10 protein-coding genes are annotated in these 13,015 nt (G+C 71.1%); 3 read left to right on the forward strand and 7 right to left on the reverse strand.

Translation table 11 applies throughout. The features are described from left to right. Positions 1–3: 3 nt before the first annotated feature. Positions 4–2,292 carry a DPP IV N-terminal domain-containing protein gene (locus ACQP2T_RS52410; protein ID WP_433512274.1) on the reverse strand — a complete coding sequence of 763 codons (2,289 nt, stop codon included), beginning with the start codon at positions 2,290–2,292 and terminating at the stop codon, positions 4–6. A 54-nt stretch (positions 2,293–2,346) separates the two neighbouring features. Continuing rightward, positions 2,347–3,186: a pyrroline-5-carboxylate reductase gene (proC, locus tag ACQP2T_RS52415; protein ID WP_433512275.1), complete on the reverse strand. Its 840-nt coding sequence runs from the start codon at positions 3,184–3,186 to the stop codon at positions 2,347–2,349. Positions 3,187–3,306: 120 nt separating this feature from the next. Here proC and ACQP2T_RS52420 point away from each other — a divergent pair, with 120 nt between their 5' ends. After that, positions 3,307–4,176 (forward strand): proline racemase family protein, encoded by an 870-nt coding sequence (locus ACQP2T_RS52420; RefSeq protein WP_433512276.1) that lies wholly within the window; start codon positions 3,307–3,309, stop codon positions 4,174–4,176. On the opposite strand, the gene ACQP2T_RS52425 is transcribed toward ACQP2T_RS52420, so the two are convergent. From ACQP2T_RS52425 to ACQP2T_RS52445, 5 genes are all read right to left on the reverse strand, one after another. Next, positions 4,173–5,324 (reverse strand): dipeptidase, encoded by a 1,152-nt coding sequence (locus tag ACQP2T_RS52425; RefSeq protein ID WP_433512277.1) that lies wholly within the window; start codon positions 5,322–5,324, stop codon positions 4,173–4,175. The two genes, ACQP2T_RS52420 and ACQP2T_RS52425, sit on opposite strands and share 4 nt — an antisense overlap. 14 nt (positions 5,325–5,338) lie before the next feature. Next, positions 5,339–6,010, reverse strand: coding sequence for a pyridoxamine 5'-phosphate oxidase family protein (locus tag ACQP2T_RS52430; RefSeq protein ID WP_433512278.1), 672 nt, complete (start codon positions 6,008–6,010; stop codon positions 5,339–5,341). 30 nt (positions 6,011–6,040) lie between these two features. Further along, positions 6,041–7,573 carry a gamma-glutamyltransferase gene (locus ACQP2T_RS52435; RefSeq protein ID WP_433512279.1) on the reverse strand — a complete coding sequence of 511 codons (1,533 nt, stop codon included), beginning with the start codon at positions 7,571–7,573 and terminating at the stop codon, positions 6,041–6,043. A gap of 104 nt (positions 7,574–7,677) precedes the next feature. Continuing rightward, positions 7,678–9,195, reverse strand: a complete 1,518-nt coding sequence (locus ACQP2T_RS52440; RefSeq protein WP_433512280.1) for a gamma-glutamyltransferase — start codon at positions 9,193–9,195, stop codon at positions 7,678–7,680. A 15-nt stretch (positions 9,196–9,210) separates the two neighbouring features. Continuing rightward, entirely contained in the window at positions 9,211–10,470 is a 1,260-nt protein-coding gene (locus ACQP2T_RS52445) for an alpha-hydroxy acid oxidase (protein ID WP_433512281.1), read from the reverse strand. A gap of 141 nt (positions 10,471–10,611) precedes the next feature. Here ACQP2T_RS52445 and ACQP2T_RS52450 point away from each other — a divergent pair, with 141 nt between their 5' ends. Together ACQP2T_RS52450 and glyA are read left to right on the forward strand one after the other, a co-directional pair. After that, complete coding sequence (locus ACQP2T_RS52450) at positions 10,612–11,643, forward strand: dipeptidase (protein ID WP_433512282.1); 1,032 nt, start codon at positions 10,612–10,614, stop codon at positions 11,641–11,643. Beyond that, positions 11,643–12,968, forward strand: a complete 1,326-nt coding sequence (gene glyA / locus ACQP2T_RS52455; protein ID WP_433519945.1) for a serine hydroxymethyltransferase — start codon at positions 11,643–11,645, stop codon at positions 12,966–12,968. The genes ACQP2T_RS52450 and glyA overlap by 1 nt, the downstream gene beginning before the upstream one ends. Positions 12,969–13,015: the final 47 nt, after the last annotated feature.

Below are 13,015 nucleotides of genomic sequence, written 5' to 3' on the forward strand. Positions count from 1 at the left end.
ATATCACCCAAGTCCGCTCATAATGCCAGGATCTGGTGGAATCGGAGCAATCTTGTAGCCGGGGGGAGGTTCCACGCCCATGAGGTGGCGGACCAGGAAGTCCCATCTGCGCCGGATGACGTATGACTCGTAGCCGACGAACAGGTGCTCGGCACCCGGCACGATGAGCAGGTCGAAGTCCTTGTCGGCGGCGATCAGGCGGTCGACGAGGCGCATGGTCAGATGGGGGTGGACGTTGTCGTCCATCTCCCCGTGGATCAGCAGCAGCTTGCCTTCGAGCCGGTCGGCGATCTCCACGTTGGAGGAGCGGGCGTACCGTTCGGCGTCGTAGGGGCCGTCGTAGGTCTCTCCCCAGGCGAGCTGGTAGAAGCGCTGATCGTGGTTGCCGCACGCGGCCACGCCGACCTTGTAGAAACCGGGGTAGAGGCACATCGCGCGGACGGTCGCGTAGCCGCCGCCGGAGCCGCCGTAGACGCCGACCCGGTCAAGGTCCATCCATGGCCGCGACCCGGCCAGCTGCCGCAGCGCGGCGACGTGATCCTCCAGGGACCCCGCCGTCTCGTAGCGGCCGTAGGAGTGGTCGTGGAAGGCCCGGCTACGGCCCGGCGTGCCGCGCCCGTCCAGGGTCACGACCACGAAGCCGAGCGCGGCGATGGCTTCCGCCTCACGGTCGAAGTGCGGGAAGCCCTCGAAGGACGGGTGCAGGCGGCCGTGGTGCGGGCCGGGGTACGGACTGTCGATCACGGGATAGCGCTTGGCCGGGTCGAACCCACGCGGCAGGTAGAGGACACCGTAGATCTCGGTCTCGCCGTCGGCGGCCTTGGCCGCGAACTGCTCGGGCGGCGTCCATCCCGCCCCCAGGAGCGCGCTGACGTCGGCCCGCTCCAGCTCGACGAGCACGCTACCGTCCCAGGCCCGGACGGTGGTCACCGGAGGCGTGGCCTTCGCCGACGCCGAATCGACGAAGTACGCCCCGCTCCGCGGCAGCGTGACCTCGTGGTCCAGGTCGTCGTCCGTCAGGCGCTCGAAGCCGGTCCCGTCCAGACGGGCACGGCACACCTGGCGGCGGTAGGGGTCGGCCTCGACCAGGCCGGAGGCGAGGAAGTAGACGACGCGCTCGTCCTCGTCGACGCGCAGGATCCGCTGGACCGCCCACTCCCCCGAGGTGACCTGGCAGACCGTCCGGCCGTCATCGGTGTCGTACAGGTAGAGGTGGCCCCAACCATCGCGCTGGGAGTACCACAGCACCTCCCGGCCGGTGGCGAGCATGTGCAGGATGGTCTGGCCCATCCCCTGGCCGAGCTCGACGCGGGGCTCGCCGTGCTCCTCGACGAGCGGGCGTACCTCACCGGTGCGCGGGTCGAGGCGGTTGAGCCGCATGGTCTTCAGGTCGCGTGGCTGTTCGAGGTAGTAGACGGCGCGGCCGTCGGGTGCCCACCACACCTGCTTGAACAGCAGCGGCGAGAGCAGGGACATCAGAAGGGGCTCCGCTTTCGCCTCGACGGCGGGACCGCCGGACACGTCGAACACGAGGAGCTCGGCGCGCGGCACCGCCTCCTCGCCGGGCATGGCGTAGTGGAAGGAATGCAGCACCGGCCGGCCGCCGCCCGCGGGCACCGACTCCACCAGGTGGGACAACGGCACGCCGCTCTGGTCGAGCCGGTGGGTGACGAGCCTGCGGGAGTCCGGCGACCACGCCACGAGCGGCGGCAGCGACGGCAGACCGAGCTTGCGCATCAGCACGCCGTAGCTCAGGCTGTCGGGCTGGGCACCGTAGGTGCGGTCAGCGCGGCCGTCGGTGGTGAGCGGCCGTTCCTCGCCCGTCTCGGACGAGCGGAGCCAGAGGTCGAACCCGCGGCGAGTGACCACCCACTTCCCGTCGGGCGACGGCACGTCGAGCGGGCCCGGCCGCTCGGGCCGGTCGACCCGCTCGCACAGGTACGAGTCGAGCGAGCACCGCCAATGCGCGCCGAAGGCAGCGAACTCGACGTCCGATCCGGTCAACTCGATGGCGTCGAACGGTAGAGCCTGGACCGCGACCTCCGCGGCCTCCGCGGCCGTCCCGAGCGCCGCGGCGAGCCGCTCGTGGTCGAACGCCGGCTCACGGGTGCCCTTCGCCGGATCGACGAGCGCGAACCAGTGGCCCTCAGGCGCGTCGGCGCGGTACCAGAAGCGCGCGCCCCCGTCGATCCACCGGGGCACCACCTTGCCGCCACGCACCAGCGCCGACCTGCGGTGCGCGAGCAGGTTCTCCGCGCCCTGGTACACCGCCGGATCCAGAAACTCGTTCATAGGACGGGACGATATGTCGGCGTTTCCGGGCGACGCTTCCTTTGTGGTGTGAAGTCATGCGCTTCGTGCTTCGACACCTGTCTGACCCAGCTCGCGGCTGCGCTCGGTGCCCGCCATCACCGCCTCCAGGAAGGCCGAGCGCAGGCCGTGCCCTTCGAGCACGCGCAGCGCGGCCGCGGTGACCCCACCGGGCGAGGTGACCTCCGCGCGCAGCGCCACCGGATCGCGCCCGCTCTCCACGAACAGCGCCGCGAACCCGATGAACACCTGGCCCACCATGGCCTCGCTCACCCCGCGCGGGAGCCCCGCGAGCACGCCGGAGTCGATCAGCGCCTCCGCCACCAGCGACAGGTACGCCGGGCCACTGCCGGACAGCACGGTTACCGCGTCGAGCTGCGCCTCCGTCACCCGGGTCACGGTGCCCACGGCGCCGAGGATCTCCTCGGCCCAGACGAGATCGGCCTCGGCGGACGACGGACCGGCGGCGATGGCGGCCGCGCCCTTGCCGACGAGCGCCGCCGTGTTGGGCATGCCGCGCACGACCGCCACGCCATCCCCGAAGCCGCCGCTCAATGTGGCGAGCGAGATCCCGGCCGCGATGGACAGCACGCGCGTCGCGCCGGCCACGGCGACGAGGTCCGCGGCAGCGGCCACGTCGTAAGGTTTGACCGCGATCACGACGCCGTCGGCCCGGACCATCTCCCCGGACACCGTGACGCCGGGGAACAGGCCGCCGAGCTGCGCCGCCCGGCCGGGCAACCGCTCCACCACGGCGATGTCCGCGGGCTTCCACCCCGCGGCGAGCAGCCCGCCGACGAGGGCGGAGCCCATGTTCCCGCCACCGATGAGTGCCAGGCGATGCCTGGCCGCCTGCTTGGCCATCTGCTTGGTCATTTCCGGCACGTTACGCGGCCGGCCCGGCGCCCGGCATCAGCAGAACGTCGCAAGCGCGGCGGCCGATTCTCGGCTCCCGTCGATCGATGCGGCGGCCTGGCCGGGGTCACGATGAGCGCTGTGAAACGTACTTCTGAGCCGGCGTTCCTGGCGAGCGGTTCGACCTCGGGGCAGCCGGTCGCCTGTTTCGACGCGTCGTCCATCGCCCACGGCGCGGATTCGATGGCCGGTGTCCGCCAAGCTCTCGCCGGGGCACTCGAATGGGTGCGCGCCGAGTTCTTCAAACGCATGGACGGCGACCCGGGCGCGATCGTCGCCGTGGTGACGCGCCCGCCGGGGCCGGGCGCTGACGACGGGCTGTTGTTCGTCGCCGCCGACGGGCCCCTCGGCGGCTGCGGCGAGGCCACGATGTTCGCGTGTGCGACCCGGTCGGCCGGCGCGAGCTCAAGCGTGGTGTTCGACACCACCAGCGGCCCGATCCACGGGGTGGACAGCGGGTCGGGGTCGGTGACCCTGCGGATGCCGCCCGTACCGGGGCCGCCCGCCTCCCACTCCGTCACGATCGACGGCCGGCCGCTGGCGGTCAGGACCGTGCCGGTGGCCGGCAACACCTTCGCCGTCGTCGCCGCCGCCGACGCCGGGCTCGACCTGTCCGCGACGGGGCGGCTGACCAGGCGCGGCGACGAGCTGCTGGGGGAGATCGCCGCCGCCGTGTCCAGGAAGGCGGCCGGGAGCGAGCAGCCGCCGGACATGCTCCTGTTGACCGAGCCGGTGGCGGGAGGCGCGACGCGATCGGCCGTCATCTGGGGGAACGCGATACTCAACCAGGGCCCGTGCGGGACCGGCACCTGTGCCAGGCTCGTCGTCGCGCTCGCGGACGGCGAGATCGGCCCCGGCTCGGTGCTGCGCCACCACAGCCCGTTCGGCCCCGCGTTCGAGGCCTGGACGGACGCCGGGCATGTCATGCTGCGGGGCCAGGTGGACCCCTAGCCGTTGACCTGCTCGAAGACGCGCAGGAAGTTCTCGCCGAGTATGCCCTGGACGGACTTGTCCGCGTAGCCTCTGGCGACGAGCCCGCGGGTGATGTTGATCATGTCGCGGTAGTCGCGGAAGCCGTCCAGGGTGCGCGTCACGTTGTCGATCCCGTGCTCCGGCCGGAACCCGAACTCGCCCAGCTTGCCGGCGAAGGTCGCCTCCTGCACGTGGTACGGCAACGCCAGCGGCCAGTCCGTGCCGATCGCCACGTGCTCCCACCCGACCAGGTCGCTGAGGTAGTCGACGTGGTCGAGGAACAGCTCGATCGTGGGATTCACCGCGTCGGGCGGCGCCAGGAAGAACGGCACCACGTACACTCCGATGACGCCGCCGGTGCCGGCGATGGCGCGCAACTCCTCGTCGCTCTTCGCGCGGTCGTGCTCGAACACCGCCGCCGCGGACGTGTGCGTCGCGATGACCGGCCTGCTGGAGGCGGCGCAGGCGTCGAGCGTGGTCTGCCGGCCCGAGTGCGCGGTGTCGACGATGACGCCCACTTCGTTGCACCGCCGCACGAACTCCAGCCCGAAGTGGCTCAGCCCCGCGTCGTAGCGTTCGGTGCAGCCGGCGCCGATGTAGTTCATGGTGTTGTAGGCGCAGTCGAGGGTGTTGAGGACCCCGAGCGCGTGCGCCGCGTCGATGAGGTCCAGGTTCCCCGGGCTCAGCATGTTCGTCTGCACGAGCCCCCAGACAGCCTGCTCGCCGGCCTCGTGGGCGGCGCGGATGTCGTCCGCCCTGCGGGCCCGGCGCAGCCAGGGGAACGCCTGCAGTTCCCTGGCCAGCAGGTGGGCGGCGCCGAGCACGGCCGCCTTGTCCTTGAGAACGTAGCCGCCGGTCGCCGCCGTGGTCACGCCGGAGGCGTCGAACAGCGCCTTGTACTCGGGGAAGCGCCCGGCGATCGCCCGTTCCTTGAGGAAGAACGCCACGGTGAACAGGTCGTCGGAGCCGAGCGCGTCCACCTCGGCGACGAGCTCCTCGGTCCACACGTCGGGCGAGCACGGGCCCTGGAAGAGCAAATCGATGATCACGCTGTCGCGGTGCAGGCGGGCGGCCCGCGCCTCCTGCTCCTCGGTGAGGCCGAAGTCGAAGACCCCGTAGTGGTGCATTGGCCGTCCTTTCCTCAGACGCCGGAGCGTCCGCTTCCCCATGACACGAGGTTGTCCCGCGGTTCGATGCCGGGGGTGAGATGCGGTTCCGGGATGGGTGTGCCGGGGACGATCCGCAGCGGCAGCTCGCCCGCCCACACCGGCAGGTCGTAGTCGGCCTCCCTGTCCACGGGCGGCCCGGTACGCACCTTCGCCGAGCATTCGTCCAAGGGGACGGCGATGATCCGGGTGCTGCCCAGCTCCGCCTCGGTGAGCGGGCGCAGCTCCGGCCCCCGGCCCGGCATGAGGCGGTCCACGAGGGCCAGCATCGCCTCCAGCTTGGCGTCCCGGTCGAGGATCTCGTGCCCGGTGCCGAGGACGACGACCGAGCGGTAGTTCATCGAGTTCTGGAACACCGACCGGCCCAGCACGAGCGAGTCGACGACGGTCGCCTCCACGCAGACGGTCTCGCCCAGCATCCGGTCGAGCATGCGGTTCTGCTGCGAGCCGTGGAAGTAGAGCGTGTCGCCCTGGCGGGTGTGCAGTGTCGGAAGTACGTAGGGCACGCCGTCGTCGATGAACGCGACGCGGCACAGCAGCGCCTCGTCGAGGATCTCCCACACCAGGTCCTGGTCGTAGGATGCGCGCTCGGCGCGGCGGCGGACCCGCACCCGGTCCGTCGCTGGCCGGCTGGTGTGTGTGGTCACTGAGTCGGTTCCTCTCGCTAGTGTGCTGGTCTAGTGGCCGGCCGCGCGGCCGAGCCTGCGGGGGTCGGCGACGCCGTGCAGGACGCCGTCTTCGCTGAAGGCGATGGCCTGGCAGCTGCCCATCTCGGGCTCCCACGGAGAGACCCGGGTCACGCCAAGCCCTCTGCGCTCCACCTCGGCGATCGCCTCCTCGCCCACGGTCGCCTCGATCATGGGACGCCGGCTCGGATAATGCGACGCGCCGAACATCGGCTGATGGACCGACTCGGCCGGGCTCATCCCGCGCTGAAGGACGTTCACGCTGTTCTGGAAGACGTTCTGCAAGGCCGAGATACTCGGTGAGGCGGCCGCGAAGACCGGACGGCCGTCGCGCAGCGCCAGCAGGGAAGTGGACCAGCCGACAGGGATCGGCACGACCGGGTCGGCGCACAGGAAGATCGGGCGCGGCACGATCACCCCGTCCACCATCAGGCCGACACCGAACGGGGTAGAGGTGGCCGAATGGGTGCCGTGCGCGATCATGCCGGACTCGTCGGCCGCGACGATGGCGTTGGTGCCCATGTTCATCGCGTCGAACGGGCGCGGCGGACCCTCCACGACCTGCTTGAGCAGCTGCTCCGCCGCCTCGGGCGAGACGCGGTCGGCCATCTCCCCGGACGCGGCGAGGCGAAAGCCACTGGCGTTCCAGGTCAGGCCGTGGTGCCAGGATTCCTCGACGATGCGCATCATCCGGTAGAGCCGGTCGTCCGGCCCCGCCAGATGGGCAAGGCTCAGCATCAGCGCGTAGAGGGGGCCGCTGGTGTGCAGTTCGTAGCCGCCGGCCACCGGCAACGGCGCCAGAGGTGTGTCCACGAGTTCGGCCGCGGCCATGTCGTCGAGGGTGATCCGGCCACCCGCGGCGCGAGCGGTCTCCACATACCGGCGGGCGAACTCGCCCTCATAGAAGTAGTCCGGCCCCTGCTCGGCCAGTTGCTCGATCGTGCGCGCCAACGCCGGCTGACGCAGCACCTCCCCCACACCGAACATCCGCCCACCCGGGAACCACACCTCCCGCCCCGCCGCGTAGCGACCCGCCACCGTGCGGTACTCAAACGCCCAACCCCACAACAACTGATCAACCACAAAACCCTCACGAGCCGCCCGCAACGCATCACCGAACAACTCCGCCCACCCCAGCCGACCCCACCGCTCCCAAGCAGCATGCGCACCACGCACCCACCCAGGAGTCACCACCGTCCGACCGGACAGGCGGGCCGCCTCATCCAGATCACCGTCCTCGGCCGCCGGCTTCGTGCCCAGGTGGCTGAGGAACCGGCTCTGACCGGTGGCGGGGTCGTACACGGAGATCAGCATCGTGCCGGCCAGCGTGGTCATCGTCGGCTCGACCACGGTCTGCACGGCCGCCGCGGCGAGGTAGGCGTCCACCGCGCTGCCACCGGCCTCCAGTGCCGCCACTCCCGCCCGTGTCGCGGCCGGATGGGAGGTCGAGATCATCCCCCGGCGTCCCGTCGCCGCCACGTGCTCCGGATCCGGGCGCGACGGACGCGCCGGCACCTCACTCATGCGTTCTCCTGATCACGCTCATCAGCCTCGTACAGGCGGCGCGCCGGTCCTAACGACAGGCGTCGTAAAGCCCGGCCCGCGGACTCTGCACCTGTCGCATGACGTCAGTGACCGGCCGCGCGGCCGAGCCTGCGGGGGTCGGCGACGCCGTGCAGGACGCCGTCTTCGGTGAAGGCGATGGCCTGGCAGCTGCCCATCTCCGGCTCCCACGGAGAGACCCGGGTCACGCCAAGCCCTCTGCGCTCCACCTCGGCGATCGCCTCCTCGCCCACGGTCGCCTCGACCATGGGACGCCGACTCGGATAATGCGACGCGCCGAACATCGGCTGATGGACCGACTCAGCCGGGCTCATGCCACGCTGAAGGACGTTCACGCTGTTCTGAAAGACGTTCTGCAGAGCCGAGATACTCGGCGAGGCGGCCGCGAAGACCGGCCGGCCGTCCCGCAGCGCCAGCAGGGAGGTGGCCCAGCCTGCGGGGATCGGGACCATGGGCGTGGCGTACAGGGTGATGGGGCGCGGCATGATCACGCCCTCGGCCATCAAGCCCACGCCGAAGGCGGTGGAGCTCGCGGAGTGAGTGCCGTACGCGATCATGCCGGACTCGTCGGCCGCGACGATGGCGTTGGTGCCCATGTTCATCGCGTCGAACGGGCGCGGCGGACCCTCCACGACCTGCTTGAGCAGCTGCTCCGCCGCCTCCGGGGAGACCGCGGCGGCCGCCTCGTCCAGGTTCCTCGGGATCGAGGTCAGGCCGTACTGCCAGGATTCCTCGACGATGCGCATCATCCGGTAGAGCCGGTCGTCCGGCCCCGCCAGATGGGCAAGGCTCAGCATCAGCGCGTGAAGCGGTCCGATGGTGTGCAGCTCGTAGCCGCCGGCCACCGGCAGCGGGGTCAGGGGGAGGTCGACGGCCGAACAGGCGGCCATGTCGTCGAGCGTGATCCGACCGCCCGCGGCGCGAGCGGTCTCCACATACCGGCGCGCGAACTCGCCCTCATAGAAGTACCCCGGCCCCTGCTCCGCGAGTTGCTCGATCGTGCGCGCCAACGCCGGCTGACGCAGCACCTCCCCCACACCGAACATCCGCCCACCCGGGAACCACACCTCCCGCCCCGCCGCGTAGCGACCCGCCACCGTGCGGTACTCAAACGCCCAACCCCACAACAACTGATCAACCACAAAACCCTCACGAGCCGCCCGCAACGCATCACCGAACAACTCCGCCCACCCCAGCCGACCCCACCGCTGCCAAGCAGCATGCGCACCACGCACCCACCCAGGAGTCACCACCGTCCGACCCGACGAACGAGCCGCCTCATCCAGATCGCCGTCCTCGGCCGCCGGCGGGGCGCCGACGCCCGCCACCGCGCGGCTCTGGCCGGTCGCGGGGTCGTACACGGTGACGACCAGGCCGCCGGCCAGCGTGGTCATCGTCGGCTCGACCACGGTCTGCACGGCCGCCGCGGCGAGGTAGGCGTCCACCGCGCTGCCGCCCGCCCTGAGAGCGGCCAGCCCCGCCTGCGTCGCGGCCGGATGGGAGGTCGAGATCATCCCCCGGCGTCCTGTCGCCGCCACGTGCTCCGAATTCGGGCGCGACGGACGCGCCGGCACCTCACTCATGCGTTCTCCTCTTTTTCAGTGATGCTTGGTTCTCAGTGATGCGTGCTCGCCGGTCAGGTCCGCCATGCGGGGCATGCCGAGGAGCCGCAGCGTACGGATGGTCTCCTGGCTCAGGATGTCGAGAGTTCTGCGTACGCCCCGCTCGCCGCCGGCCATCAGGCCGTACAGGTAGGCGCGGCCCACCATGCCGGCCGACGCGCCCAGGGCGCGGGCGGCCACGAGGTCGGCGCCCGTCGAGATGCCCGTGTCGATGATCACCTCGGCGCGGTCGCCGACGGCGTCCACGACGGGCCGCAGGAGCTCGAGCGGGGTGGGCGCCCGGTCGAGCTGGCGGCCGCCGTGGTTGGACACGACGACGGCGTCGGCGCCCGCCTCGACCACGAGCTCGGCGTCCGCAACGCTCTGCACGCCTTTCACGATCAGCCTGCCCGGCCACTCCTCCCGCAGCCACGCCAGGTCGTCCGGCCCCACCCCAGGGTCGAACATCTGCTTCACGAGCTCCTCGACCGTCCCGTTCCACGACGTCATCGAGGCGAACTCCAGCGGCCCGGTCGTCAGCAGGTTGGCCCACCACGCCGGGTGCAGCGCCATGCCGGCGAGCGTGCGGGGCGACAACGTGGGTGGGATCGTCAGCCCGTTGCGCACGTCTCGCATCCTGGCGCCGCCGACCGGCGTGTCCACGGTGAGGATCAGCGCTTCGACGCCCGCCGCCAGCGCCTGCCCGACAAGCCGCTTGCCGGCCTCGCGATCGCGCCAGAGGTAGAGCTGGAACCAGACGCGGCCGCCGGGCACGGCTTTCACGAGGTCCTCGACGGAGGTGGTGCCCATGGTCGACAGCGCGTACGGGATGCCCGCCGCCGCCGCGGCCCGCGCCACGGCCGTCTCGCCCTCGTGGTGCATCAGCCGGGTGAAACCGGTCGGCGCGAGGATGAGGGGCAGGGCGCTCGGCCTGCCGAGGATGTCGACCGACGCGTCCACCGAGCTGACGTCACGCAGTACGCGCGGGTGGAACTCGATGTCGCGGTAGGCGTCCCGCGCCCGGCCGATGCCGATCTCGCTCTCGGCCGCGCCGTCGACGTAGTCGAAGACCGCGCGCGGGACCCGGCGGCGCGCCAGCTCCCGCAGGTCGGCGATGGTGTGGGCGCGGCTCAGCCGGCGCGCGACGGGGTCGGCGACGAACGGCCTGCACCGCAGTAGGGGCCGGATCTGGGACCATCGCGGCAACTGTCGCTTCGACACCTCGACCCGGCCTTCCTTGAGATAACGTCGCGCCATTGTGCCGCCGCCGCGCCGCTCCGCGGACGGGACGCTGGTCGGAAATCCGGGTATTGATCTGCGACATCTGCATATGTCGGGCGGGGCGCGGCCGTTCCTAGTCTCGGTCGCAACCAGCCGCCACCCGAGGAGGTCTCCCGCATGGACGCGCGCGCCCTGCACCAGAACGCCACCGTCGTCGACACGCACAACGACCTGATCCTCCTGGTCGACCACTACGACCAGCGCTACCGGCGGCAGCATTTCGCCGAGTACTGGCTGCCGCAGCTCCGCGCCGGTGGGGTGAACGTACAGGTTCTGCCGATCTGCATCGAGGAGCAGTTCCAGAGTGAGGGCGCCCTGCGGCGCACGCTGCTCCTGATCGAGCGGATGCACGAGCTGGCGGCGGAGAACGCGGACGACGTCGCGATCTGCCTGACCGCGGCGGACGTGGACGCGGCCCTCGCCACCGGCAGGATCGCCATGATCATCGCTCTGGAGGGCGCGCACGCGATCGGCCAGGATCCCCGCCTCATCCGGACCATGGAGCGGGTCGGCGTCCGGGTCGTGTCGATGGCACACTACGGCCGCACGTTCCTGGCCGACGGCAGCGGGTTCGACGACACCTCGCGCAGCCGCCTGACGCCCCAGGGCATCGAGGCGTTCCAGGAGATGGAGCGCCTGGGCGTCGTCTTCGACATCAGCCACCTCGGGCTGGGTGGCGTCGAGGACGTGCTGAAGCTGGCCACCCGGCCGTTCCTCGCCACCCACTCGGCCTGCCTGGCGATCACCGACATCCACCGCAACCTCGGTGACGAGCAGATGAAGGGCATCGCCGAGCTGGGCGGTGTCATCAGTGTGGCGGCCGCGATCCCCATGTTCATCGACTCGGAGAACCCCAGCGCGGAGCGGGTCGTCGACCACATCGAGCACATGGTCGCGGTCGCCGGCGTCGACCACGTCGGCATCGGGCCCGACTTCATCGAGGACTACTTCCAGAAGGCGTTCGACGGCTGGCAGCTGGTACCGGGCTTCGAGGGCGGGTTCACCCCGGCCGAGATCGAACGGCCCGCCGACCTCCCGAAGATCACCGAGGTGATGGTCAGACGCGGGTTCGCCGAGAGCGACATCAGGAAGGTGCTCGGCGGCAACGTGATGCGCGTGCTCCGCGCGGTCATGGGGGTGCCGGCGTGATGCGTCCTCGCCCGTGGGTTCCGGCACTGACCGAGCGCCTGGTTCAGGGGATATGCGAAACCCTGGACGGTCAGCCCGCCTCCGAGACGCTCAGCGAGATCGACCGGCTGGTGCGGTGGAACGACCGGATCCACAACGCCGAGTGCGTCAACCTCAATCCCGCCACGAATGTCATGAACCCCCAAGCCGAGGCGCTGATGTCGGCCGGGCTCGGCACTCGCGCCTCGCTCGGGTACGCGGGCGAGAAGTACGAGACGGGCCTGGAGGCCATCGAGCGGATCGAGATCATCGCCGCGGAGCTGGCGGCTCAGGTCTTCGGCGCGGGCTTCGCCGAGGTGCGGGTCGGGTCCGGTGCCCTGGCCAACCTCTACGCGTTCATGGCCACCTGCCGCCCCGGCGACACGATCATCGCCCCGCCCGCGAGCATCGGCGGCCATGTAACCCACCACGCCGAAGGGGCCGCGGGCCGGTACGGGCTCACCACGATCCCCGCGCCGGTCGCCGAGGACGGCTACACCGTGGACATCCCGGCCCTGGGGGAGCTGGCCGAACGGCTCCGTCCCCCGTTGATCACCATCGGCGGAAGCCTCAACCTGTTCCCCCACCCGATCGCCGCCGTCCGCGAGATCGCGGACTCGGTGGGGGCGCGGGTGCTCTGCGACGCCGCCCACATGTGCGGCATGCTCGCCGGACGCGTGTGGCCGAACCCGCTCGACGAGGGTGCGCATCTGATCACGATGAGCACGTACAAGAGCCTCGGTGGGCCGCCCGGCGGCCTGATCGTCACCAACGACGCCGAGCTGGCACAGCGTCTCGACGCCATCGCCTATCCCGGCCTGACCGCGAACTTCGACGCCGGCAGGGTCGCCGCACTCGCCGTCACGATGCTCGACTGGAAGGTCACCGGGACGGCGTACGCCCGGGCCATGGTCGCGGTAGCCACCCGGCTGGCCGCCGAACTGCGGGCGTTGGACGTGCCGGTGTTCGCCGCCGACCGGGGCGCCACCGGCTCGCACCAGTTCGCCGTGCTCGCGCACCCGTACGGAGGCGGGCAGCACGCCGCCCGCCGGCTGCGCGCCGGCAACCTGCTCGCCTGCGGCATCGGCCTGCCCGCCGCGCCCATCGCCGGGGACGCCAACGGGTTGCGCCTCGGCACCCCGGAGATCGTCCGGCTGGGCATGGGCGAGACCGACATGCCCGCGCTGGCCTCCTTCATCGCCCGTGCCCTGGACGGGGAGAACGTCGCCGCCGAGGTCACCGCCTGGCGCGGCCAGTTCGCCGGCGTGCACTTCACCGCCCGCCCGGACCAGGAGCTACGCCTCTGACTGGATCACCCGAGCACCAGGCGTATTGACACATATGTCACCAAGGC

This window comes from Nonomuraea sp. CA-143628 (genome assembly GCF_050942315.1).
GTDB lineage: Bacteria > Actinomycetota > Actinomycetes > Streptosporangiales > Streptosporangiaceae > Nonomuraea.